Source organism: Escherichia sp. KTE96, from assembly GCF_000408525.1.
Taxonomy (GTDB): domain Bacteria; phylum Pseudomonadota; class Gammaproteobacteria; order Enterobacterales; family Enterobacteriaceae; genus Escherichia; species Escherichia marmotae.
In genome coordinates this window covers 1,231,220-1,254,620 of record NZ_KE137149.1, presented here as the reverse complement: position 1 = coordinate 1,254,620, position 23,401 = coordinate 1,231,220, and the positions used below count along the sequence as shown (strand labels likewise).

The following is a 23,401-nucleotide window of genomic DNA, read 5'->3' as shown; positions in this document are numbered from 1 at the left end:
CCCCTATGGGAGAGAACCGGGGCGAAGGGACTGCCCGTGCCCGTTTACCAACCTCACGAATACTTTTTCGTCCGTCGCGTCGGTGCGGTATTCGCCGGGTCGTCCGGCCAGACGTGTTTGGGATAACGCCCTTTCATCTCTTTTTGCACCTCGCGATACGCTCCCTGCCAGAAGGCACTTAAATCACGCGTGATTTGCAGCGGCCTCTGGGCGGGTGAAAGCAATTCCAGCACCAGCGGCACGCGCCCCTGAGCGATAGTCGGATTAGTGGCTTCGCCAAACATCTCTTGCATTCTCACCGCCAGCGCGGGTGGGTTATCTTCATGATAACGAATGGCGATCCGGCTTCCCGTCGGCACAGTGTAATGCGCAGGCAATTCACTATCCAGACGTTGCTGCATTCCCCAATCAAGTAATCCGCGCAGCGCCTGATAAACATCAAGAGATTTCAGGCCACGCAGCGAATGTACGCCGGCCATATGTGGCAGCAGCCACGTTTCCAGCGACGCCAGCAAGCTCGCCTCATCCATTGCTGGCCAGTCATATTCCGGTAACCACTTTGCAGCACACAGCAAACGCAAGCGTAGCTGCTCCGCTTCCGGCGTCCAGTTAAGAACGTTTAGACCTTTATCGCGAATACCGTTGAGCATTGCATGATGTAATTCATCTTCCGACGGTTTCGCCAGCGGCTGTACTTTTACTGTGAGCTGACCAATCTGCAACCGACGCCAGGCCTTCAGCGTGCCTTGTGCATCGTCCCATTCAACGGTGTCAGATTGCTGTAATAGCTGTGAGCAGCGTTGCACTAACTCATCAATATCGACCGGTAGCGCCAGTAGAATTCGCGCATCCGGCGAGGCGCTGCCCTGCAATAATAAAGGAGCGATCAACCACTCGTGGCGGCTTAAGGCATCATCCGCGTCCAGCATTGCTCCCATACCGTTCGCCAGTTGATAACGACCATCCTGGCCACGGCGACGAGCAATACGATCGGCAAAGGCCTGGGCAAGCAGCGGCGCAATAAACGCACTGTCGGCCTCGCCACCACGGACGTTTAAGCGCTTTAACAGTTGCTGACTACGCTGTTGCCAGGCCGGTTGATTGCGGGAAAACGCCACTTCCAGGTCGCTATTCCCCATGCGGGGCGGCTCTTCGAGAATGGCGGCAATTTTTGCGGCGGTAGCGGCTTCATCATCACTCTTCGCGCTCACCAGCATAGCGGCTAACCGTGGATCATTACCCAGCGTCGCCATTTTTTGCCCTTTCGCGCTAAGTCGTTCGCCATCCAGCGCGCCAAGCATCTGTAACAGGCGTTTCGCAGCCTGTAGATTCACCGTTGGTGGTTGATCCAACCAGTTCATCTGCGCCGGATCGCTGCATCCCCATTGCAGTAATTCCATCAGCAAACCGGAGAGATCGCTTTGTAAGATTTCCGGTTCACTTTGTGCAGCGGCGCGTTCCGCCTGCTCTTTGGCGATCAAATGCAGGCAAATGCCCGGCTCCAGTCGCCCGGCGCGCCCGGCACGCTGCGTCATCGACGCCTGACTAACTCGCTGGGTAATCAACCGTGTAAGACCCGTTCGCGGATCAAAGCGCGCCATCCTTTCCTGGGCGCAATCCACCACCAGGCGAATACCTTCGATAGTTAAACTGGTTTCAGCAATATTGGTTGCCAGCACCACTTTGCGCATCCCTTGTGGTGCCGGGAGGATCGCTTTTCGCTGATCGTTCAACGACAATGCGCCATACAGTGGACAAAGCAACACATCACTGCCTACACGCGAAGCCAGTTGTTCCTGCACACGCTGAATTTCCCCGACGCCAGGTAAAAACAGCAGCAGAGATCCTGCTTCCTGGCGTAGCAATTCGGCGGTGGCGACAGCAACGGCTTCGTCAAAACGTTGATGTGTAGGCAGCGGCAAATAGCGGCGCTCCACCGGATACGAACGCCCTGCGGAAACAACAACGGGGGCTTCCGGCAACATTTGCTGTAAGCGCTCGTTATCCAGCGTGGCTGACATAATCAGCAGCTTCAGGTCATCGCGCAGCCCTTGTTGCACATCGAGTAACAACGCCAGCGCCAGATCCGCCTGCAGACTGCGTTCATGAAACTCATCAAGGATCACCAGACCGACGCCGCTTAGTTCCGGGTCGCGTTGGATCATGCGCGTCAACACCCCTTCAGTAACGACTTCCAAACGGGTATTCGGCCCGACGCAATTTTGCGCACGCATCCGGTAGCCAACGGTATCGCCGGGCTTTTCGTTAAGCAGCTCCGCCAGCCGTTGCGCGACGTTACGCGCCGCCAGACGCCGCGGCTCCAGCAGGATGATTTTCCCGCGAATACCAGGATGCGCCAGCAGTTGCAGCGGCAGCCAGGTCGATTTCCCGGCTCCGGTCGGCGCGCTTAATAACACCTGCGGTGCACAATCGAGGGCGGCAAGTAATTCAGGTAAGACGGCAGCAACGGGCAACGACGACACAAAACGCTCCTGAGGGTTAACATTCTTCGCGGCGCATTGTAGCATCGCGGTAATTCATAACCGAGTGCCTGACATGTCTGAACCGCAACGGCTGTTCTTTGCCATCGACTTACCTGCAGAAATCCGCGGACAGATTATCCACTGGCGCGCCGCACAGTTTCCACCAGAAGCGGGGCGTCCGGTTGCCGCTGAGAACTTGCATCTGACGCTGGCGTTTTTAGGCGAAGTGAGCGCAGAGAAAGAGAAGGCGCTCTCACTTTTGGCCGGACGGATTCGTCAACCCGGTTTCACACTAACGCTTGATGACGCCGGTCAGTGGCTACGTTCTCGCGTGGTGTGGCTTGGTATGCGCCAGCCGCCGCGCGGATTAATCCAACTGGCGAATATGCTTCGTTCACAAGCAGCGCGCAGTGGTTGTTTTCAAAGCAATCGACCGTTTCATCCGCATATCACCTTATTGCGCGATGCCAGCGAGGCGGTGACAATCCCGCCGCCTGGCTTTAACTGGTCGTATGCGGTGACGGAGTTCACCCTTTACGCTTCCTCGTTTGCCCGAGGACGCACACGCTACACGCCGCTAAAACGCTGGACACTGACGCAATAACAAGGGTTTTATCGCAATGGAATTTTCACCCCCTCTACAACGCGCCACGCTGGTTCAACGTTATAAACGTTTTTTAGCCGATGTGATCACACCAGATGGCCAGGAATTAACGCTACACTGCCCGAATACTGGCGCGATGACCGGTTGTGCAACACCTGGAGATACCGTCTGGTATTCAACTTCCGACAACACAAAACGGAAATATCCGCACACCTGGGAACTGACCCAAAGCCAAAACGGTGCATTTATTTGCGTCAATACACTTTGGGCAAACAGATTGACGAAAGAGGCTATCCTTAATGGGAATATTTCGGAGCTGTCAGGCTATAGCTCGCTGAAAAGCGAAGTAAAATACGGTGCCGAACGCAGCCGTGTTGACTTCATGTTACAGGCGAGGTTTCGACCTGACTGCTATATTGAAGTGAAATCGGTTACGTTAGCGGAAAACGAACAGGGATACTTTCCCGATGCAGTGACTGAACGAGGTCAGAAACATCTTCGGGAGTTGATGAGCGTAGCGGCTGAAGGCCAGCGTGCAGTGATTTTTTTCGCCGTGCTACATTCAGCCATTACACGGTTTTCACCCGCGCGCCACATCGATGAGAAATACGCGCAACTATTGTCAGAGGCTCAACAGAGGGGGGTAGAAATTCTGGCTTATAAGGCGGAACTTTCTGCTGAAGGTATGGCTCTTAAAAAATCACTGCCCGTTACTCTGTAGTTGAATAAGTAACTGGTTAATTTACATTCTGGTCGCGTGCGCAAATACGCTTTTCCTCACACAGTTGTCAAGTGTTACGTTTAGATAATTGCTATCCGGAAAAGCATCTGCTATTTATAGCGGCCTCATTTTTCCCCCGAACATGGGGATCGATAGTGCGTGTTAAGGAGAAGCAACATGCAAGAAGGGCAAAACCGTAAAACATCGTCCCTGAGTATTCTCGCCATCGCTGGGGTGGAGCCATATCAGGAGAAGCCGGGCGAAGAGTATATGAACGAAGCCCAGCTGGCGCACTTCCGTCGTATTCTGGAAGCATGGCGTAATCAACTCAGGGATGAAGTCGATCGCACCGTTACACATATGCAGGATGAAGCCGCCAACTTCCCGGATCCGGTAGACCGTGCCGCCCAGGAAGAAGAGTTCAGCCTCGAACTGCGTAACCGCGATCGCGAGCGTAAGCTGATCAAAAAGATCGAGAAGACGCTGAAAAAAGTGGAAGACGAAGATTTCGGCTACTGCGAATCCTGCGGTGTTGAAATTGGTATTCGTCGTCTGGAAGCGCGCCCAACAGCCGATCTGTGCATCGACTGCAAAACGCTGGCTGAAATTCGCGAAAAACAGATGGCTGGCTAATTAAAGCTGTTCCATCACGTTTACCACAGGCGGGAAATGCTCCCGCCTTATTTTTTGTTCAAAGAGATGACAGACACACACTATATTGGACGCTTTGCCCCCTCACCTTCCGGCGAGCTTCATTTTGGTTCTCTGATCGCTGCGCTTGGCAGCTATCTGCAAGCACACGCCCGGCAAGGTCGCTGGCTGGTACGCATTGAAGATATCGACCCACCCCGTGAAGTTCCCGGTGCCGCAGAGACTATCCTGCGCCAACTGGAACATTACGGCCTGCACTGGGACGGCGATGTTCTCTGGCAATCCCAACGTCACGACGCCTATCGTGAAGCCCTCGCCTGGTTACGTGAGCAAGGACTAAGTTATTACTGCACCTGTACGCGCGCACGTATTCACAGTATTGGCGGTATCTACGACGGTCATTGCCGTGAATTGCATCATGGCCCGGACAACGCGGCTGTACGTATTCGGCAGGTGCATCCGGTTATGCAGTTCACTGACCAACTGCGCGGCATTATCCACGCCGACGAAAAACTGGCGCAGGAAGATTTTATTATTCATCGCCGTGATGGTTTGTTTGCCTATAACCTGGCTGTGGTGGTTGATGATCACTTCCAGGGCGTGACTGAAATTGTCCGTGGCGCAGATTTGATTGAACCCACAGTGCGGCAAATCTCGCTGTACCAGCTTTTTGACTGGCAAGCGCCAGATTACATTCATTTGCCGCTGGCGCTTAACGCACAAGGCGCTAAACTTTCCAAGCAGAATCATGCGCCTGCGTTACCAAAAGGCGACCCGCGCCCGGTACTAATCGCGGCACTTCAATTTCTTGGTCAGCAGGCAGAAACACATTGGCAGGATTTCAGCGTCGAGCAAATCCTTCAGTCAGCCGTCAAAAACTGGACGCTGACCGCCGTACCTGAGTCGGCAATTGTAAATTCAACATTCTCAAATGCGTCATGCTGAGCTATGATTAGCCGCTATTTTTTTGTCCTGAATGATGTTTGACACTACCGAGGTGTATTATTTTTACCCGAGTCGCTAATTTTTGCCGCAAGGTGCTAAGCCGCGAGGAGAGCGAGGCTGAACAGGCAGTCGCCCGTCCACAGGTGACGGTGATCCCGCGTGAACAGCATGCTATTTCCCGCAAAGATATCAGTGAAAATGCCCTGAAGGTAATGTACAGGCTCAATAAAGCGGGATACGAAGCCTGGCTGGTTGGCGGCGGCGTGCGCGACCTGTTACTTGGCAAAAAGCCGAAAGATTTCGACGTGACCACTAACGCCACGCCTGAGCAGGTGCGCAAACTATTCCGTAACTGCCGTCTGGTGGGTCGCCGTTTCCGTCTTGCTCACGTGATGTTTGGTCCGGAAATTATCGAAGTCGCAACCTTCCGTGGGCACCACGAAGGCAACGTCAGCGACCGCACGACCTCCCAGCGTGGGCAAAACGGCATGTTGCTGCGCGACAACATATTCGGTTCCATCGAAGAAGACGCCCAGCGCCGCGATTTCACCATCAACAGCCTGTATTACAGCGTCGCGGATTTTACCGTCCGTGATTACGTTGGCGGCATGAAAGATCTGAAAGACGGCGTGATTCGCCTGATTGGTAACCCGGAAACGCGCTACCGTGAAGATCCGGTACGTATGCTGCGCGCGGTACGTTTTGCCGCCAAGTTGGGTATGCGTATCAGCCCGGAAACCGCAGAACCGATCCCACGCCTGGCTACCCTGCTGAACGATATCCCACCGGCACGCCTGTTTGAAGAATCACTCAAACTTCTACAAGCAGGCTACGGTTACGAAACCTATAAATTGCTGTGTGAATATCATCTGTTCCAGCCGCTGTTCCCGACCATTACCCGTTACTTCACGGAAAATGGCGACAGCCCAATGGAGCGGATGATTGAGCAGGTACTGAAAAATACTGATACGCGTATCCATAATGATATGCGCGTTAACCCGGCGTTCCTGTTTGCCGCCATGTTCTGGTATCCACTGCTGGAGACGGCACAAAAAATCGCGCAAGAGAGCGGCCTTACCTATCACGATGCTTTCGCGCTGGCGATGAACGATGTGCTGGACGAAGCCTGCCGTTCACTGGCGATCCCGAAACGTCTGACTACGCTAACTCGCGATATCTGGCAGTTGCAGTTGCGCATGTCCCGTCGTCAGGGCAAACGTGCATGGAAACTGCTGGAGCATCCGAAGTTCCGCGCCGCTTACGACCTGCTGGCACTGCGTGCAGAAGTGGAACGCAACGCTGAGCTGCAACGTCTGGCGAAATGGTGGGGTGAATTCCAGGTTTCTGCGCCACCAGATCAAAAAGGGATGCTCACCGAGCTGGATGAAGAACCAGCACAGCGCCGTCGTACTCGTCGTCCGCGCAAACGCGCACCGCGTCGCGAGGGCACCACATGACAGTGGCATATATTGCCATAGGCAGCAATCTGGCCTCTCCGCTGGAGCAGGTCAATGCTGCCGTGAAAGCACTCGGTGAAATTCCTGAAAGCCGCATTCTTGCCGTTTCTTCGTTTTACCGTACCCCTCCGCTGGGGCCACAAGATCAGCCGGATTACTTAAACGCCGCCGTGGCGCTGGAAACAACTCTCGCACCTGAAGAGTTACTCAATCACACACAGCGTATTGAATTGCAGCAAGGCCGCGTTCGTAAGGCCGAACGCTGGGGGCCGCGCACGTTAGATCTCGACATCATGCTGTTTGGTAATGAATCCATTAATACCGAACGACTAACCGTTCCGCATTACGATATGAAGAATCGCGGTTTTATGTTGTGGCCGCTGTTTGAAATTGCGCCGGAGCTGGTGTTTCCTGATGGGGAGACATTACAAGTTATACTTACAAAATTAAATACAGTACAACCTGAAATCTGGTAATTACCCTTGTAATGCATTTCTTAATGAAGATAACCGCAAGGTATGCTAATTGGTATACTTACGGTCATAAGAAATTATATTTATCTTACACATCCCTATCCCTTTCAAACATTATTTATTCTTAATTTACAAATTAGAAATAATTAATTAATATCTTTTTATATATTATTTCTTAGAACAAACCACGCCACTTCCTTTTATTTAGCACACAAAAACGACAAAACAATACACAACGCAAATATATTCAATTCATTTATAATTACATGCTATTACATTTTTCCCTTTCGTTCAGTATTATCCCCCCGCAATATTTTAACTTTTTTGTAAGGATACATGTAATGAAAAAAACTCTTCTCGCAGCAGCTATGATTTTTGCTTCTGGATCTGCAATGGCTGCTGATGGTGGTCAAATCGACTTTAACGGCCTTGTGCAGTCTGGCACTTGTAAAGTCGGTGTTGCTGATGGTGGCAAACAGAGCATCACAAGTGATGGCGTAGTAACACTCAAAACCGCAAATGTTACTGATGCATTTCCTGAAGTTAGCGACACTTCAGTGGGTTTCCTGCCAAAAGAATTTAAGATTTCTGTGGACTGTGCTCCAGCCAGTGGTGGCGAAGCTTCTTTAACCATGAGTTCCATTAGCTTTGCAAATACCAGCGGTACTCTGAACAACAATATGAACGTCACTGTTAACGGTCTTGCGCCGGCAGAAAACGTGAATATTGCTGTCCATAACATGACAAACAAAGATGGTGCTCCTGAGACTAAACAGGTCCATATGAATGACGCCTCTAATGTACAGTTATTAACATTAGATGCACAAGGTGATGGTCAATACCTGTTTAACGCGTCTTATGTTAAAGCACCGAACAGCTCAGCTGTTACTGCTGGTCACGTTACCACTAACGCAATGTACACCATCATTTATAAATAATTGTGTAATAAGCATAAGGTTTGCCAGCAGGCAAACCTTATTTTCCTGTTTCCATATAATTACACTATAGCAAGGAGTGCTTATGTTTCCCTTTGTTAAAAAAACAGTGAGTGCATTATTTATCAGTGCACTTTTAACCAGCGCTCCGGTGTTCGCTGATATTGTCATTTCCGGTACACGTATTATTTATGATGCCAATAAAAAAGATGTCAGCGTGCGTCTGGAAAATAAAGGTAATCGCCCGCTATTAGTACAGAACTGGCTTGATACCGGTGACGATAGTGCCGATCCCAGTCAGATAAAAGTACCTTTTGCTTCTACGCCCCCCGTTTCGCGTATCGAGCCAAAACGCGGGCAAACAATAAAAATTGCTTATACCAGCGCAACGCCATTGCCCAGCGATCGCGAAAGTGTGTTCTGGTTTAACGTGCTGGAAGTCCCGCCAAAAATCAGCAACAACGCCAGTGACAACAACAACATGCTGCAACTGGCATTTCGCACACGCATCAAACTTTTTTATCGCCCGAGTGGCTTGCAAGGTCAACCCTTTGAAGCACCAACCAAAATCAAATGGCAGGTGACCTCACAGCAAGGGAAAGCCTTTCTCCAGGCAAATAACCCTACTGCTTATTACGTCTCATTTAACCAGATTTCCCTGGATGCCAACGGCAAAAAATACAGCGTCGAAGCATCCATGGTCGCACCGTTTAACCAGGCGGAATTTGCGGTTAAAGGTCTGAGCAACAGTGTCAGTACCGGAAAAATAACTTATCAGGCGATCAGCGACTTCGGCGGCATGATCGACGGCTCCGCATCTTTATAACTTTCATGACATCAGCGGGAATAAGGCCTTGATTATGGCGAACAGTGTCACCAACATCCCTAAAAAAACGCTACTTGCGGTCTGCTGTGCGCTTATATATAGCAACTATGTGTTGGCGGAAGAAGCCGTAGAGTATGACAGCTCTTTTCTGATGGGAAGCGGCGCGGCAACCATTGATGTCTCCCGCTATACTGAAGGCAACCCGACACCGCCGGGAATTTATAACGTCAGCGTTTTTGTTAACGACAAAGCGGTCAGCAACCTTACCGTGCCATTTATTGATGTCGGCACCCAAAGCGCCGCAGCCTGTTTAACGGCGAAAAACCTGGTGCAATTACATATCCGTCAGCCGGATAACAGCGTGGTGCTGATCAAGCGCGATAGCGAAGATGGCGACTGCCTGGATATAGCCAAATCGTTCGATCAGGCTCAGGTCAGGTTTGATGGCGGCGAACAGCGGCTGGATGTCACTGTACCCCAGGCTTTTGTGTTAAAAGGTTATCAAGGTTATGTCGATCCCTCGCTGTGGGAATCCGGAATTAACGCCGGAATGCTTTCTTACTCGATCAACGCCTATCACAACGAATATTCAGGCGACAGTAATGACAGCGTCTACGCTTCATTTAATTCTGGTATTAACCTCGGGGCATGGCATTTACGCGCCCGTGGCAACTATTCGTGGGATAAAAACGGCGTAAACAATTTTGATTTTCAGAACCGCTATCTGCAGCGCGATCTTCCCACGCTACGCTCCCAGTTGATTGTCGGTGAAGCATATACTACTGGCGAAACATTCGACTCAGTTAACGTTCGTGGCGCACGACTCTATAGCGACAGTCGTATGCTGCCCTCTTCGCTGTCCAGCTACGCCCCCGTCATCCGTGGCGTTGCCAATACTAACGCCAAAGTCACCATTACCCAGGGCGGGTACAAGATTTACGAAGCGACGGTACCACCAGGCGCCTTCACGATTGATGACATTAACCCCTCCGGCTTCGGTTCTGAACTGTTAGTGACTATTGAAGAAGCTGATGGTAGCAAACGCACCTTTACCCAGCCATTCTCCTCTGTCGTTCAGATGCAACGTCCAGGCGTTGGTCGTTGGGATGTTTCGGCCGGACAGGTGATTGACGATGACCTGCATCATGAGCCTAACCTCGCCCAGTTTTCGTACTACTACGGCTTCAACAACTTTTTTACCGGGTATACCGGTATTCAGGTAACCGATAACAATTATGCCGCCGGATTATTAGGGGTGGGCATCAACACGTCGGTCGGCGCGTTCGCCGTTGATGTGACGCACTCACGTACAGAAATTCCGTCTGATAAGACGTATCAGGGGCAGAGCTATCGGGTAACCTGGAACAAACTTATCGAATCGACAGATACATCAATCAACCTGGCAGCCTATCGCTATTCAACTCAGGATTATCTCGGACTGCATGATGCACTGACACTGATCGACGACGCAAACCACGCCCGCGATGGTGAAAAGTACAATACGATGAGCAGCTACGAGCGCATGAAAAATCAATTTACTGTCAGCCTGAACCAGCCGCTCAAAATGGCCGATTCCGACTGGGGCTCGCTGTATATGTCTACCACCTGGACCGATTATTGGGCCGGAAGCAATAGCCGTACTGATTATAACTTCGGCTACAGTAAGGGCGTATCGTGGGGCAGCTTCAGTATGAACTTCCAGAGAACCTGGAATGAAGACGGTGAAAAAGATGACTCCGTTTACCTGAGCGTCAGTATTCCCCTGGAAAATCTGCTCGGCGGATATCGCCCCAAATCAGGGTTCCGCACACTGACATCTCAGGTCAATAGTGACCTGAACGGCAACCATCAGTTCAACACAAACCTCTCCGGAGGCAGTGAAGATAACGCTCTCTCTTATAGTGTAAACACTTCCTACTCAATGGCGAAAGAGTCAAAAGATATCACCTCGCTCGGCGGGTACATGAGCTATGACTCCCAGTATGGCGGCTTCTCCGCTTCTGCCTCAGCAGACACCGATAATAGCCGACAATATTCACTCAGCGCTGAAGGCGGTTTTGTATTACACAGCGGTGGCCTGACGTTCACGAATGACAGCTTCAGTGATGCCGACACCATGGTGCTGGTAAATGCGCCGGGTGCGAAAGGCGCTCGCCTGAATAATAGCAATAGCACTGTTGACCGCTGGGGTTATGGCATCGCCAGTTCGTTAAGCCCTTACCGTGAAAACCGGGTAGATCTGGATATCGATTCCATAGAGAACAACGTTGAGCTGAAGAGCACCAGCGCCATGACGGTACCGCGCAGCGGCTCTATCGTGATGGCGAAATTTGATACCGATCAGCGCCGCGCGGCAGTGCTCACCATTGCCAGCGACGCTGGCAAGCCGATTCCTTTTGCTGCTGAGGTTTTCGAAAACGACGCCATGATTGGCAACATGGGTCAGGGAGGCCAGGCCTATGTGCGCGGCATTCAGGATCAGGGTGTGCTCACCATTCGCTGGTATGAAAACAGCCAGCCCGTTGAGTGCCATGCCAGTTACCGTTTCCCGGACGCCCCCGAGACGTCACAACCAGGATCGACGCTGTTTTTAAATAACCTCACTTGCCGGATGGCAAAAAACTAAGATGGAGCATCCATGAAAAGGATACTGATAACAATTCCTCTGCTCAGCTTCTGCCTGCCCCAGGCCGTGCAAGCGGAAAATATTGATGTTGATTTTATTGCGACGGTCACAGAAACCACCTGCACAATGAAAATTGCGAAAGATTCTGTCGATATTACAAACAACGGTAACGATCAATACAGCCTGACTATTCCTGACGTTGGGCTGGATAAACTGGTTAATTTTAACGCCGCCGCAGAAACCACTTTTAAGCTCGTCGCATCAGGATGCAGTGCGGGTATGGGGACAATTACGACGAGAATTAGCGGAACATCTACTTCCGGTAACCTGATTAAAAACGAAGCAACTGGCGCGCAAGTGGCCAATAACATCGGTATGGGAATTAAGCGCAAAAGTACTACCGGTGAAAACTATCTGGCAGTCGATGGCACAACCGGCTTTAACTGGACCACGGATGAAATAACCAATGGTTTACCGATGACCGTTGCCCTGCGTGAAACAACCGCAGGCCAGGGACAGATTGGTAATTTTACCGCCAAAGCTACGTTTAGTTTCACCTACCAATAAGAAGGACGGCCACCATGAAAATGAATGTGATTACGAAAATGGTTTTAGCCGCAGCGTCGATTGCGGCAAGCGTCGCGCCATCTGCAATGGCAGGCACACCTTCTGTTGGGCTGACCGTGAATAGTCTGATTACGACAGGGACCTGTACCACCACAATGGATACTGGCAGTAGCGGTAGCACCAAAACGGTTGATTTCGCGAGTGTTTCAACTGCTGAAGTGTTCGCGAAAACCAAAATAAAAACATTTGATCTGCAGTTTAGCGGTTGTGCGGGTATTCCCGGAAGAAAGGCATTATTAACGCTGGCACCAAGAGGGGCTGGTTGTGCGGGCCCCAATTCGGATCTGGCCGCATTTTCTAATGCCTCAACACAAACGCCGAAAGCTGCGAAAACGGCAGTTGAGGTCTGGACAAAGGCCGTACCAGAAGGCACTGGGAGTACTCAGTTTAATTGTAAAACCCCAAATACGATCGAGGTTGATCTCTCTTCTGTTACCGCCCAAACGCCGCTGACCTATCCGCTCAGCGCCCGGTTAGTCCCGGTCGGAACAGTGAAAACCGATCTCACCGCCGGTGATTTTTATTCACCGACCACCCTGACCATTTCGTATCAATAACTAAAGAGGCGATTATTGTGCTCTTTCCATATCGCATTTTTTCACTGACGGCTGGGCTGGTAACAACCCTAACGTTAAACCAGTGTTATGCCGGTCAGGACCTGGATCTTATCGCGTCGGTGACCAACACAACCTGCCAGACACAGGTCAGCGATGGTGGGACAGTCAATCTTGGTACCGTTGATTTGAATTATTTCCCTGCCAATGTTACCGCTGAAACGGAATATGGTGGCGGGAAAACATTTACGATTGAGGTTACTGGCTGCAGTACTGATGCAGTAAGCACAACGCCTACGCAGTTAAAAATGAACTTCATTCCCCAAAGCGGCCATCTCGCCAATGGGAATTTACAGGTTTTTGCGAATGACGATGAACAACTATCAACCGGCGCAAAAAACGTCGGCATCGTCATTTTTTCGACCCAGTCAGGAGCTCAGCCTTACAACATTTTGGCTCAGGATGGCACTTCACGGGCGATTTTTTCCATCACTTCGGACGATCTTATCTCTTCGACCTGGACGTTCTATTCCAGAATGCAACGCGTGGCTAATTCGCTTGCCCCACAACCGGGTGTAGTCAGAAGTCGTGTCCTGGTCGATGTTTATTACGAATAAATTCAAGGACGAGATACACAATGAATAAAATAATACAGTGGCTACCCCGTTTATTGGCATTATTGCTGGCAGGCTGTATTTTTTCGGCATCAGCTTATACGTTGGTTGTTGGCAATGATGTCAAAGGTAGCTCCAACCAGTATAAGTCTACCGGCCCTAATGCCGATTTTAATGTCTCCCACACTAATAGCTTCGGTAAGACAGTAGCTGTCCACAAAGAAACGGGTCTGAGGGAAGTTGCAGTCTACGACTGGACAGGGCTCATAAGCCCAGGAATGGTCTATTGCTATAAAGACGATCCGACTTATCATGCCATTCAGGTTTTTCATAACTATATTTCCGCAGGGGTCAGCGGCGATGGTCATACGCTCTGGAAAACCAACATAAATGGGCTCTATTTCGTTATCGAACTTACGACGTTATCAAGTGCCGGAGTATCCACCTCGGTATTGCCAATCTGGATTGATCAGCCCACTAACACCGGCAAAGATACCCAGTTAAGATATGACAGCGGGGGCTCGGGTTGTGATTACAATTCTGTCTACTACCGCTTAGGCGGCCTGAATATGGGATTCAAAATCCATCTCTATGCCGATCAAAATTTTGCCCCTACCGCCCAAGAGGCAACTAATTTCCAACTCAGTAAGAACGGTGGACACGGTGCGGTAGACTTCTACTTCCATAATAGCGACACGCCTAATCAAAGCCACTCGAAAAAAATCAACATCACCATCCCCGCTACCGGAATGGTCCTTGCCTGGCCAACCTGTTCAGCCTCGACGGTTGCAGGCGTCGGCGGCACATCGGTAACCAACGGCAATGATGTGCAATTAGGAAACCATCTGCCCAAAGCCATTAAAAATGGCCTGGCACCTGCCAAATTCAATATTAATATGACTAGTTGTACCTATGTCCATAATATTGAAGTGAAACTAACCTCAGCCCAAATAGGCACCAATAATAAACAGTTGTTAGCCAACCAGGAGACATCTAACGCGGCATCCGGCGTGGGGGTATTAATTGAAGGGTTGCAATCAAGCTCAAGTGCACAGATGGTTATTGCGCCGAATAATACCACCTCTGTTTATAAAGATATTATGAACGACCCTTACAGTGGGAGTGATATAGGTAAACAGTCCACCAAATCACTCCAGTTTCAGGCTACCCTCAAACAGGATGGTTCAGCGGATATCAGACCCGGCAAATTCCGTGCCACAGGAACCTTCCAGATAACCTACCCTTAATTCACATAAGCCACATCGTCAGGCAACTGGCGATGTGGCTCACTAAAACGATTGCCCCCCTTTATACGGCTGATAGAATGCCAGCATATCTGGCATTTATTTATCAGGAAACGTTATGAAACCAACTACGATTTCCCTGCTGCAAAAATGCAAACAGGAAAAGAAACGCTTCGCGACCATTACCGCTTACGATTACAGTTTCGCTAAATTGTTTGCCGAAGAAGGGCTTAACGTCATGCTGGTAGGCGACTCGCTGGGAATGACCGTCCTGGGTCACGACTCCACCCTGCCGGTAACCGTTGCCGATATCGCCTACCACACTGCTGCCGTACGTCGTGGCGCACCAAATTGCCTGCTGCTGGCTGACCTGCCATTTATGGCCTATGCCACCCCGGAACAAGCCTTTGAAAACGCCGCGACTGTCATGCGTGCCGGAGCCAATATGGTCAAAATTGAAGGCGGTGCATGGCTGGTAGAAACGGTACAAATGCTGACAGAACGTGCCGTGCCGGTATGTGGTCACTTAGGCTTAACGCCACAGTCCGTGAATATTTTTGGTGGCTACAAAGTGCAGGGGCGTGGTGATGAGGCTGGCGACCAATTACTCAGCGATGCGTTAGCACTAGAAGCCGCAGGTGCGCAATTGCTGGTACTGGAGTGTGTACCCGTTGAGCTGGCAAAACGCATTACCGAGGCACTGGCGATCCCCGTCATTGGCATTGGTGCGGGTAACGTCACTGACGGACAGATCCTCGTGATGCACGACGCATTCGGCATTACCGGTGGTCACATTCCTAAATTCGCCAAAAATTTCCTCGCTGAAACGGGCGACATCCGTGCTGCGGTGCGGCAGTATATGGCTGAAGTGGAGTCCGGCGTCTATCCGGGCGAAGAACACAGTTTCCATTAAGGAGTGACGTTGTGTTAATTATCGAAACCCTGCCGCTGCTGCGTCAGCAAATTCGCCGCCTGCGTATGGAAGGCAAGCGCGTGGCACTGGTGCCCACTATGGGTAACCTGCATGATGGCCATATGAAACTGGTCGACGAAGCCAAAGCCCGCGCCGATGTGGTGGTGGTTAGCATTTTCGTTAACCCAATGCAGTTCGACCGCCCGGAAGATCTGGCGCGCTACCCGCGCACCTTGCAGGAAGATTGCGAGAAGTTAAACAAGCGTAAAGTGGATTTGGTCTTTGCGCCATCGGTAAAAGAGATCTACCCGAACGGTACAGAAACCCACACCTATGTTGATGTTCCCGGCCTTTCCACTATGCTGGAAGGCGCCAGCCGCCCGGGACATTTCCGTGGCGTGTCGACCATCGTCAGCAAGCTGTTCAACCTGGTCCAGCCAGACATCGCCTGCTTCGGAGAAAAGGATTTTCAGCAACTGGCGCTGATCCGCAAAATGGTCGCTGATATGGGCTTTGATATTGAGATTGTCGGCGTGCCGATTATGCGCGCGAAAGACGGCCTTGCGCTCAGCTCCCGTAACGGTTATCTGACGGCAGAACAACGCAAAATTGCACCAGGTCTGTACAAAGTTTTAAGTTCGATTGCTGACAAATTGCAGGCTGGAGAGCGGGATCTCGATGAAATTATCGCCATTGCTGGGCAAGAGTTGAATGAAAAAGGCTTCCGCGCCGATGATATTCAGATTCGCGATGCCGACACGTTGCTGGAAGTCACTGAAAAAAGCAAACGGGCAGTGATTCTGATTGCCGCCTGGCTTGGCGATGCTCGCCTGATCGACAATAAAATGGTCGAACTGGCGTAATACTTAACTGGCGCTACGGCTGATAGCGCCAATTATTAATTGCCACGTAATCTGTCATAACACAGGTAACTTAGTTAAGGTTAATTAGCTTATCAATCTCTGTAAGTGGTAAATTTGCCAACTCTGCAACATCCTCACGAAGCATTCCTTTACTCAGAAGACGCTGGGCGAATTCCTGTCTTACCTTCTGGAGTCCCTCTTTATATCCCTTCTGAAATCCCTTCTCTTCAAACCACTGCGCCAACGTCTGCCTGGTTTCTCTCCGTGTCTTTATGTCCATAGGTTCCCTTAATTATCTGGTCAGTTAATAATAATCATTATCTGGCTATAACTGATAATGCCGGCAACTTAGTTAATTAGCTTATCAAGCTCAGCAAGAGATAAATTCGTCATCTCTGCAACGTCTTCTCGAGACATCCCTTTACTCAGAAAACGCTGGGCGAATTCTTGCCTTTCCTCCTGTCTTCCCTGCTGAATCCCCTTCTCAATTCCCTTCTCAATTCCCTTCTCAATTCCCCTCTCAATTCCCCTCTCAATACCCTTCTCAATACCCTTCTCTTCAAACCACTGCGCCAGCGTCATCATAGACTCCCCTCCCGTTTCCCTGTCTCTCACCACACCGTAAAACAAATCCGCTTGTTCAGTATGACCGCGTTGCAGCATATAGTTTTGCATGGCAACTAACTGACTTCCGCTAGTGTACCCTTCGTCAATCAGCGTGACCAGTTGCTCCAGCAATAACATTAAGTCGCGCTGGCGAATATGTTTTTGCAGCAGTTCGAGAATCGCAATCCGCCGATGTTTCATGATTTCATCATCTGGCGTGATGGTGATATCCACCAGCGGGAAAGGGTTGTTATAGACACGTCGCGCCAGCTCCGGTGAGTAAAACATATCAAACCAGCACATCGAGAGTGGGTAAGGCGTGGCCTCGCCCTGATAAAACAGAATCGGCACCACCAGCGGCAGCTTATCGTGGTCCGCTTCCAGATGTCGGTGCATGGCGGCAATAGAGTAGCGCATCATGCGAAAGGCCATTTTTTTGTCCGGCTTGCTTTGATGTTCAATCACAACATGCAGATAGCCGGGATTACCCAGCATTTGCACAGAATAGAGTACGTCAGTGCTATGCCCTTTCAGGCTTTCTTCGATAAAACTCCCCGACTCAAGATGCAGCGTGTCGAGATCACACAGCTCGCGTAATTCCGCTGGCAAATGTATCTCCAGGAAATCGCGGGCCGTTTCCGCATGCATTAAAAATTGTTTAAAAACCGCGTCATGCGGAGTGGTACTTGGTGCGTCCATCTTCCCTGTCTTCCATGTTGGCTTGCGTGAAGGCAGTATCCAGTCAATGTATACCGTCGTCAGCCGTCTCTTTATTGTTTACCGAGCAGCGTTCAGAGAAATTTCAATCGGTTACAGGAGTTGCATAGCGGGCTTCGGCGCGGCACGCAAACTCCCGCTGTAAATGGCCTCAGATGAGTAGACACTAAACAAAAATCGGGCAATACTGCGTGAGAATTTTCTCAAGGCAGGCATCGCCTGCTTCGTTAACGACAGGGTAGAAAGGTAGAAGTTATGATTCGCACGATGCTGCAGGGCAAACTCCACCGCGTGAAAGTGACTCATGCGGACCTGCACTATGAAGGTTCTTGCGCCATTGACCAGGATTTTCTTGACGCAGCAGGTATTCTCGAAAACGAAGCCATCGATATCTGGAATGTCACCAACGGCAAGCGTTTCTCCACCTACGCTATCGCGGCAGAACGCGGTTCGAGAATTATTTCTGTCAACGGTGCGGCGGCCCACTGCGCCAGCGTCGGTGATATTGTGATCATCGCCAGCTTCGTCACCATGCCGGATGAAGAAGCCCGTACCTGGCGGCCAAACGTCGCCTACTTTGAAGGCGACAACGAAATGAAACGTACCGCAAAAGCCATTCCGGTACAGGTTGCCTGAGTATTACCCCTGCGGCTGGTTACTCACCAGCCGCGACATTGTCTCCAGCGAATCCGTTCTTAAGATATAAAGCCGTTTTAACAACAATGGATTATCCCCCGGTTTAACTTTACCTTTCATGGTGGTCACCGCCAGATGAAACCCGGCTTCATTTGCCGCTTTAACCGCTTTATCATTAAATCCGCCAAACGGGTAAGAAAGATACAATACATGCGGATTAAATTGCGTCAGCGCCCGGCGTGAGCGTTCGAAATCAAACAGAATATTGTGCTCACTACGGCTGAGTAATATTGGTCGTCGATAACCATCAACCCGATGTAAAAAATGGGTATGTGACTGGAAATCAAAAACATCGCTGACATCACGTAGTTCAGAAATACTCATAAACTGTAATGACTGCGGATTCCATTTTTGTGGGTGACGTTTAATACGCGAGGTAATAATAAATGCCGTCGCCTTCATACCATATTGTTTCAGAACAGGATACGCATAGCGACTTACCGATTTTAAGCCATCATCAAAAGTCAGCACAACCGCGCGAGCTGGAAGATTTATCGAATTATGCAAATATCCTTCCAGTTGATACAAGGTTAACGTGGTATATCCCCTGTCGCGCAACCAGGTCATCTGGTTATTGAATGCACGTACCGACGTTGTGGTCGAAGTATGGCGAAAACGGGTATTCTCTTCATCGCGTAAAATATGATGGTAGGTCAATACAGGAATACCATTATCCTGCTGCGCATCTAACGCACTGATATAGGCCAGACGTTCGCCAATACGAATTTGATACCAGGTTTGATTCAGGCGATCTTTCAATTTATTAATAATGGGATAACGCAAATTATCGGCCAGCACGCCAAATGGTGCGCTGCCAGCATCAGGCGCGTTATATATCGGTGTATCTTTCCAGGTAATAAGATTTTGGTTGCTCAGTGGCTTATGCAAATCCCCCAGGCCATCTTCAACTTTTTGCCGCCCTTGTACCGGTTCCAGATGACCTTTATCAATATATCCCGTACCAAAACCAAAGTTGAATTCATAATAATCGGCTGCGGTTGGCATGACCGAAATAATCTGCCCGGCGCGAATGTTACCAACAGTTACCGTTTTGTCGCCAATTTTACCCCAGATAGCCGCATCCTGAGTGGTTTGCATATAACGCATGGGAAGCGCTGCGCCGGCACCAGATGAAACCAGCAGCAGTAGAAAAATAAACTTTTTAATCATGAGGAAACAACCAGGCGAGAAACAACGCCGTTAGTGTAGCAAAATCGGAATGCGATTTAATACTCGAACCAATTGTGCTTGAGCACAAAGGGGGGATTTTTTTGTTGCTGATGCCAGAGACTACTGACTTCAGGAGCCCCCAGTTCGACAATGCGATTGCGGAACTCTGCACTCGACATTGTTTCACGACAAGCAATCATCTGTTCAATTAACGGTAGCGTGATACCAGAAATCACTTCGCAACAGGAATGTTTGTGGCTTAATAAAGACGCAACGCGATAAGGCGCTGCGCCCGCGATATCCGTGAAAAAGATCACGCCATCGCCGGAATCCGTCCCATGCAGGGCATCACATAACATTCGGCTAAGCATATTGGCACTAAGACCACGCCAAAAATTCACTGCCCGGCACTGGATAAGTGCGCCATATTTTTTTTCCAGCGCATCCAGTATCTCTTGCGCCCGATCGTCGTGACAGGTAATGACCCAACCTAACATCGCTTTCCTCCTTAGCCGAAAATCAGTCTACCCTGACCATTGTTGATAAAGGGTGATAACCGTCAAAACTCCCCTCCCCCGCATCCGGAGGAGAGGAGATCAACTTAGCTACGCAAGCCGCGTCCGCGCTGAATCAGCGACCAGCAGATCAGATAAAACGCAATAATAAAGACAACCAGCACACCAAAGGTAGTAACCAACGGCACATCATTAATGCCGAGGAAGCCGTAGCGGAAACCACTGATCATATAGACTATCGGGTTCAGGTGCGACAGCCCCTGCCAGAACGGCGGCAGTAAAGTCAGGGAGTAAAATACCCCGCCCAAATAAGTGAGTGGCGTTAACACAAAGGTCGGCACCAGGCTGATGTCATCAAACGTTTTGGCAAACACACCGTTCAGCAGTCCGGCAAGAGAGAACAACACCGCCGTGAGCACCAGCGTTAAAGCAACAAATACCCACGAATGCACCTGAAACGGCACAAAGAATAGCGAAATAGCCGTCACCAGCATGCCAACAAGCAGTCCGCGCGCCACGCCACCGCCGACATATCCGGCAATGATGACGTGTGTTGGCACCGGCGCTACCAGCAATTCTTCAATATTACGCTGGAACTTGGCACCAAAAAATGATGATGCAACGTTAGCGTAGGCATTGGTGATCACCGACATCATGATCAGCCCCGGCACGATAAACTGCATATAACTAAAGCCATGCATATCGCCAATGCGCGAACCAATCAGGTTACCAAAGATAATAAAATAAAGGGTCATGGTGATGACCGGCGGCACCAGCGTTTGTATCCAGATACGCATAAAGCGATGGATCTCTTTCGCCCAGATGCTTTTTAGCGCCACCCAGTAAAGATGCATCATGCGCGATCTCCTTGTTTTTCATTAACCAGTGAAACAAACAGCTCTTCCAGACGGTTGGCTTTGTTACGCATACTTAATACCTGCACGCCCTGCTCACTTAGCTGCGTGAATACGCTGTTAATCCCCTGCTCGCGCAACACTTCAACTTCAAGCGTAGCGGTATCCACCAGCCGATACTGGTAGCCATCGAGCTTCGGTAATGGACTTTTCGGCGCAAGGTCGAGAATAAAGGTTTCCGATTTCAGCTTCGCCAATAGCGCCTTCATCGAAGTGTTCTCCACCAGTTCTCCATGCTGAATAATGCCGATATTGCGACACAGCATTTCTGCTTCTTCCAGGTAGTGCGTGGTGAGAATGATCGTGGTGCCTTTGTCGTTTAAATCCTTCAAAAATCCCCACATTGAGCGGCGAAGTTCGATATCCACGCCTGCCGTTGGTTCATCCAGAATCAGCAGTTTAGGTTCATGCATTAACGCACGGGCGATCATTAAACGGCGTTTCATCCCACCAGATAACATACGCGCACGTTCGTTGCGTTTTCCCCACAAATCAAGCTGCTTAAGATACTTTTCGCTGCGGATATACGCTTCTTTGCGCTCTACACCGTAGTACCCCGCCTGATTCACCACAATTTGCTGCACGGTTTCAAACGGGTTGAAGTTAAATTCCTGCGGCACCAGTCCTAACTGGCGTTTGGCGTTCACGACATCTTTTTCAAGATCGTAGCCAAATACGCTGACCCGCCCGGAGGTTTTATTCACCAGCGAGCTAATAATACCGATGGTGGTCGATTTCCCGGCTCCGTTCGGCCCCAGAAGCGCATAAAAATCGCCGGCTTCGACCTGTAAATCTATTCCACGAAGCGCCTGAACGCCGCCTGGATAGGTTTTTTTAAGCTGTTGAAGTTCCAGTGCAATGGTCATAAATTTTTACTTACCTTACGTTCTTACACTTTATCTGTGGTTTAAATCGTCCCGGAGTTGCCCTATATTAGCCAAACGTAATTATTTGGTTACAGGTCGTTAACCTCCATGAAAGACATAGATACACTCATCAGCAATAATGCACTATGGTCAAAAATGCTGGTGGAAGAGGATCCCGGGTTTTTTGAGAAACTGGCACAAGCGCAAAAACCGCGCTTTCTATGGATTGGATGTTCCGACAGTCGCGTTCCTGCAGAACGTTTAACCGGTCTTGAGCCGGGCGAACTCTTTGTTCACCGTAATGTTGCCAACCTGGTCATTCACACCGATCTCAACTGCCTCTCCGTGGTGCAGTATGCAGTGGATGTTCTCGAAGTTGAACACATTATTATCTGTGGCCACTATGGTTGCGGTGGTGTGCAAGCCGCGGTTGAAAACCCGGAACTGGGGCTGATCAACAACTGGCTGCTGCACATCCGCGATATCTGGTTCAAACATAGCTCATTGCTTGGCGAAATGCCGCCAGAGCGCCGTCTGGATACCCTGTGCGAACTGAACGTAATGGAACAGGTATATAACCTGGGCCACTCCACCATTATGCAGTCAGCATGGAAACGCGGGCAGAAAGTGACCATCCACGGCTGGGCTTACGGCATTCACGACGGCTTGCTGCGCGATCTGGATGTTACAGCCACCAACCGCGAAACCCTGGAGCAACGTTATCGCCACGGGATTTCCAACCTCAAGCTAAAGCACATCAACCACAAATAAATTCGCCATGCCGGATGCAACACATCCGGCACATCCGCACTTACTCGTCCAGCAGCACCACTTTGCCGATATACGGCAGATGACGGTAACGCTGTGCGTAATCGATGCCGTAGCCAACCACAAACTCATCCGGAATAGAGAAACCGATAAATTCTACCGGTACGTTCACTTCACGGCGAGACGGTTTATCCAGCAGCGTACAAATCGCCAACGATTTCGGTTCGCGCAGGCTTAAGATTTCACGCACTTTCGACAGTGTATTACCCGAGTCGATGATATCTTCAACAATCAGCACATCCTTGCCGCGGATATCTTCATCCAGATCTTTGAGGATTTTCACATCACGGGTGGTGGACATGCCGCTACCGTAGCTGGAGGCGGTCATAAAATCGACTTCATGAGATACCTGAACTTCACGGCACAGGTCCGCCATAAACATAAATGAGCCACGCAGCAGGCCTACCAGCACCATATCGCTGCCGCTGTCTTTGTAACGCTCAGTAATCTGACGACCCAGTTCAGCGATACGCGCTTTAATCTCCGCTTCGGGGATCATTACTTCTACAGTATGTTTCATATCTCTAACCATATGATTTAAAAACAAATCACT

General features: G+C 50.1%; 24 protein-coding genes and 1 pseudogene. 17 read left to right on the top strand and 8 right to left on the bottom strand.

Annotated features, from left to right (window positions below; translation table 11 throughout):
- Positions 1–53 precede the first annotated feature (53 nt).
- Complete coding sequence (gene hrpB / locus A1WG_RS08525; protein ID WP_001517767.1) at positions 54–2,483, bottom strand: ATP-dependent helicase HrpB; 2,430 nt, start codon at positions 2,481–2,483, stop codon at positions 54–56.
- Between the two features lie 73 nt (positions 2,484–2,556).
- Between hrpB and thpR the strand changes: the two genes are divergently transcribed.
- From thpR to panC, 15 genes are all read left to right on the top strand, one after another.
- A complete protein-coding gene (gene thpR / locus A1WG_RS08530; RefSeq protein ID WP_016242576.1) occupies positions 2,557–3,087 on the top strand; it encodes an RNA 2',3'-cyclic phosphodiesterase in 531 nt (176 codons plus the stop codon).
- Positions 3,088–3,103: 16 nt separating this feature from the next.
- Positions 3,104–3,808, top strand: coding sequence for a DNA/RNA nuclease SfsA (gene sfsA, locus A1WG_RS08535; RefSeq protein WP_000396058.1), 705 nt, complete (start codon positions 3,104–3,106; stop codon positions 3,806–3,808).
- 177 nt (positions 3,809–3,985) lie between these two features.
- Complete coding sequence (gene dksA / locus A1WG_RS08540; RefSeq protein ID WP_001155227.1) at positions 3,986–4,441, top strand: RNA polymerase-binding protein DksA; 456 nt, start codon at positions 3,986–3,988, stop codon at positions 4,439–4,441.
- A gap of 66 nt (positions 4,442–4,507) precedes the next feature.
- Complete coding sequence (gene gluQRS, locus A1WG_RS08545; protein ID WP_032141541.1) at positions 4,508–5,404, top strand: tRNA glutamyl-Q(34) synthetase GluQRS; 897 nt, start codon at positions 4,508–4,510, stop codon at positions 5,402–5,404.
- Between the two features lie 59 nt (positions 5,405–5,463).
- Positions 5,464–6,861 (top strand): polynucleotide adenylyltransferase PcnB, encoded by a 1,398-nt coding sequence (gene pcnB / locus A1WG_RS08550; protein ID WP_206196644.1) that lies wholly within the window; start codon positions 5,464–5,466, stop codon positions 6,859–6,861.
- A complete protein-coding gene (folK, locus tag A1WG_RS08555; RefSeq protein WP_001517765.1) occupies positions 6,858–7,337 on the top strand; it encodes a 2-amino-4-hydroxy-6-hydroxymethyldihydropteridine diphosphokinase in 480 nt (159 codons plus the stop codon). Before pcnB ends, folK begins: the two co-directional genes overlap by 4 nt.
- Before the next feature lie 338 nt (positions 7,338–7,675).
- Positions 7,676–8,272 carry a fimbrial protein gene (locus A1WG_RS08560; RefSeq protein ID WP_001517764.1) on the top strand — a complete coding sequence of 199 codons (597 nt, stop codon included), beginning with the start codon at positions 7,676–7,678 and terminating at the stop codon, positions 8,270–8,272.
- A gap of 82 nt (positions 8,273–8,354) precedes the next feature.
- Complete coding sequence (locus A1WG_RS08565; protein ID WP_001517763.1) at positions 8,355–9,095, top strand: fimbrial chaperone; 741 nt, start codon at positions 8,355–8,357, stop codon at positions 9,093–9,095.
- A gap of 34 nt (positions 9,096–9,129) precedes the next feature.
- Positions 9,130–11,721, top strand: a complete 2,592-nt coding sequence (locus A1WG_RS08570) for an outer membrane usher protein (protein ID WP_001517762.1) — start codon at positions 9,130–9,132, stop codon at positions 11,719–11,721.
- A gap of 12 nt (positions 11,722–11,733) precedes the next feature.
- Positions 11,734–12,288, top strand: coding sequence for a fimbrial protein (locus A1WG_RS08575; RefSeq protein WP_001517761.1), 555 nt, complete (start codon positions 11,734–11,736; stop codon positions 12,286–12,288).
- A 14-nt stretch (positions 12,289–12,302) separates the two neighbouring features.
- Positions 12,303–12,905: a fimbrial protein gene (locus A1WG_RS08580; protein ID WP_001517760.1), complete on the top strand. Its 603-nt coding sequence runs from the start codon at positions 12,303–12,305 to the stop codon at positions 12,903–12,905.
- Positions 12,906–12,922: 17 nt separating this feature from the next.
- Positions 12,923–13,519, top strand: coding sequence for a fimbrial-like protein (locus A1WG_RS08585; protein ID WP_001517759.1), 597 nt, complete (start codon positions 12,923–12,925; stop codon positions 13,517–13,519).
- Positions 13,520–13,539: 20 nt separating this feature from the next.
- Positions 13,540–14,763, top strand: coding sequence for a fimbrial protein (locus A1WG_RS08590; RefSeq protein ID WP_001517758.1), 1,224 nt, complete (start codon positions 13,540–13,542; stop codon positions 14,761–14,763).
- Between the two features lie 115 nt (positions 14,764–14,878).
- Positions 14,879–15,673: a 3-methyl-2-oxobutanoate hydroxymethyltransferase gene (gene panB / locus A1WG_RS08595; RefSeq protein WP_001517757.1), complete on the top strand. Its 795-nt coding sequence runs from the start codon at positions 14,879–14,881 to the stop codon at positions 15,671–15,673.
- A gap of 11 nt (positions 15,674–15,684) precedes the next feature.
- Entirely contained in the window at positions 15,685–16,536 is an 852-nt protein-coding gene (gene panC / locus A1WG_RS08600) for a pantoate--beta-alanine ligase (RefSeq protein WP_000905373.1), read from the top strand.
- A gap of 70 nt (positions 16,537–16,606) precedes the next feature.
- Here panC and A1WG_RS08605 read toward each other — a convergent pair.
- Together A1WG_RS08605 and A1WG_RS08610 are read right to left on the bottom strand one after the other, a co-directional pair.
- Positions 16,607–16,789: pseudogene (locus tag A1WG_RS08605) on the bottom strand (hypothetical protein); the annotation flags it as partial.
- Positions 16,790–16,884: 95 nt separating this feature from the next.
- Positions 16,885–17,841 (bottom strand): Rpn family recombination-promoting nuclease/putative transposase, encoded by a 957-nt coding sequence (locus tag A1WG_RS08610; RefSeq protein ID WP_001517755.1) that lies wholly within the window; start codon positions 17,839–17,841, stop codon positions 16,885–16,887.
- Between the two features lie 273 nt (positions 17,842–18,114).
- Between A1WG_RS08610 and panD the strand changes: the two genes are divergently transcribed.
- The gene (panD, locus tag A1WG_RS08615; RefSeq protein WP_000621515.1) at positions 18,115–18,495 is read left to right on the top strand and encodes an aspartate 1-decarboxylase; all 381 of its coding nucleotides are present in this window, start codon (positions 18,115–18,117) and stop codon (positions 18,493–18,495) included.
- Positions 18,496–18,498: 3 nt separating this feature from the next.
- Here panD and A1WG_RS08620 read toward each other — a convergent pair whose 3' ends face one another.
- The 4 genes from A1WG_RS08620 to A1WG_RS08635 all read right to left on the bottom strand — a co-directional run bounded on the left by A1WG_RS08620 (position 18,499) and on the right by A1WG_RS08635 (position 22,020).
- Positions 18,499–19,725, bottom strand: coding sequence for a polysaccharide deacetylase family protein (locus tag A1WG_RS08620; RefSeq protein ID WP_001517754.1), 1,227 nt, complete (start codon positions 19,723–19,725; stop codon positions 18,499–18,501).
- Positions 19,726–19,781: 56 nt separating this feature from the next.
- Positions 19,782–20,222 (bottom strand): PTS sugar transporter subunit IIA, encoded by a 441-nt coding sequence (locus A1WG_RS08625; protein ID WP_000901999.1) that lies wholly within the window; start codon positions 20,220–20,222, stop codon positions 19,782–19,784.
- A 104-nt stretch (positions 20,223–20,326) separates the two neighbouring features.
- A complete protein-coding gene (locus tag A1WG_RS08630) occupies positions 20,327–21,097 on the bottom strand; it encodes an ABC transporter permease (protein ID WP_000972195.1) in 771 nt (256 codons plus the stop codon).
- Positions 21,094–22,020, bottom strand: coding sequence for an ABC transporter ATP-binding protein (locus A1WG_RS08635; RefSeq protein ID WP_000150640.1), 927 nt, complete (start codon positions 22,018–22,020; stop codon positions 21,094–21,096). The genes A1WG_RS08630 and A1WG_RS08635 overlap by 4 nt, the downstream gene beginning before the upstream one ends.
- A 108-nt stretch (positions 22,021–22,128) precedes the next feature.
- Between A1WG_RS08635 and can the strand changes: the two genes are divergently transcribed.
- Positions 22,129–22,791, top strand: a complete 663-nt coding sequence (can, locus tag A1WG_RS08640; RefSeq protein WP_000651596.1) for a carbonate dehydratase — start codon at positions 22,129–22,131, stop codon at positions 22,789–22,791.
- Positions 22,792–22,831: 40 nt separating this feature from the next.
- On the opposite strand, the gene hpt is transcribed toward can, so the two are convergent.
- A complete protein-coding gene (gene hpt, locus A1WG_RS08645) occupies positions 22,832–23,368 on the bottom strand; it encodes a hypoxanthine phosphoribosyltransferase (RefSeq protein WP_000683336.1) in 537 nt (178 codons plus the stop codon).
- Between the last annotated feature and the right edge of the window lie 33 nt (positions 23,369–23,401).

What these genes read in the sequence shown, in the direction of transcription:
- A1WG_RS08630 (WP_000972195.1), bottom strand. Translation starts at nt 21,097, where the DNA reads ATGATGCATCTTTACTGGGTGGCGCTAAAAAGCATCTGGGCGAAAGAG.
- A1WG_RS08570 (WP_001517762.1), top strand. Translation starts at nt 9,130, where the DNA reads ATGGCGAACAGTGTCACCAACATCCCTAAAAAAACGCTACTTGCGGTC.
- folK (WP_001517765.1), top strand. Translation starts at nt 6,858, where the DNA reads ATGACAGTGGCATATATTGCCATAGGCAGCAATCTGGCCTCTCCGCTG.
- A1WG_RS08610 (WP_001517755.1), bottom strand. Translation starts at nt 17,841, where the DNA reads ATGGACGCACCAAGTACCACTCCGCATGACGCGGTTTTTAAACAATTT.
- thpR (WP_016242576.1), top strand. Translation starts at nt 2,557, where the DNA reads ATGTCTGAACCGCAACGGCTGTTCTTTGCCATCGACTTACCTGCAGAA.
- sfsA (WP_000396058.1), top strand. Translation starts at nt 3,104, where the DNA reads ATGGAATTTTCACCCCCTCTACAACGCGCCACGCTGGTTCAACGTTAT.
- gluQRS (WP_032141541.1), top strand. Translation starts at nt 4,508, where the DNA reads ATGACAGACACACACTATATTGGACGCTTTGCCCCCTCACCTTCCGGC.
- can (WP_000651596.1), top strand. Translation starts at nt 22,129, where the DNA reads ATGAAAGACATAGATACACTCATCAGCAATAATGCACTATGGTCAAAA.
- A1WG_RS08580 (WP_001517760.1), top strand. Translation starts at nt 12,303, where the DNA reads ATGAAAATGAATGTGATTACGAAAATGGTTTTAGCCGCAGCGTCGATT.
- A1WG_RS08560 (WP_001517764.1), top strand. Translation starts at nt 7,676, where the DNA reads ATGAAAAAAACTCTTCTCGCAGCAGCTATGATTTTTGCTTCTGGATCT.
- A1WG_RS08565 (WP_001517763.1), top strand. Translation starts at nt 8,355, where the DNA reads ATGTTTCCCTTTGTTAAAAAAACAGTGAGTGCATTATTTATCAGTGCA.
- A1WG_RS08575 (WP_001517761.1), top strand. Translation starts at nt 11,734, where the DNA reads ATGAAAAGGATACTGATAACAATTCCTCTGCTCAGCTTCTGCCTGCCC.
- A1WG_RS08620 (WP_001517754.1), bottom strand. Translation starts at nt 19,725, where the DNA reads ATGATTAAAAAGTTTATTTTTCTACTGCTGCTGGTTTCATCTGGTGCC.
- A1WG_RS08635 (WP_000150640.1), bottom strand. Translation starts at nt 22,020, where the DNA reads ATGACCATTGCACTGGAACTTCAACAGCTTAAAAAAACCTATCCAGGC.
- panD (WP_000621515.1), top strand. Translation starts at nt 18,115, where the DNA reads ATGATTCGCACGATGCTGCAGGGCAAACTCCACCGCGTGAAAGTGACT.
- A1WG_RS08590 (WP_001517758.1), top strand. Translation starts at nt 13,540, where the DNA reads ATGAATAAAATAATACAGTGGCTACCCCGTTTATTGGCATTATTGCTG.
- dksA (WP_001155227.1), top strand. Translation starts at nt 3,986, where the DNA reads ATGCAAGAAGGGCAAAACCGTAAAACATCGTCCCTGAGTATTCTCGCC.
- panB (WP_001517757.1), top strand. Translation starts at nt 14,879, where the DNA reads ATGAAACCAACTACGATTTCCCTGCTGCAAAAATGCAAACAGGAAAAG.
- hpt (WP_000683336.1), bottom strand. Translation starts at nt 23,368, where the DNA reads ATGAAACATACTGTAGAAGTAATGATCCCCGAAGCGGAGATTAAAGCG.
- A1WG_RS08625 (WP_000901999.1), bottom strand. Translation starts at nt 20,222, where the DNA reads ATGTTAGGTTGGGTCATTACCTGTCACGACGATCGGGCGCAAGAGATA.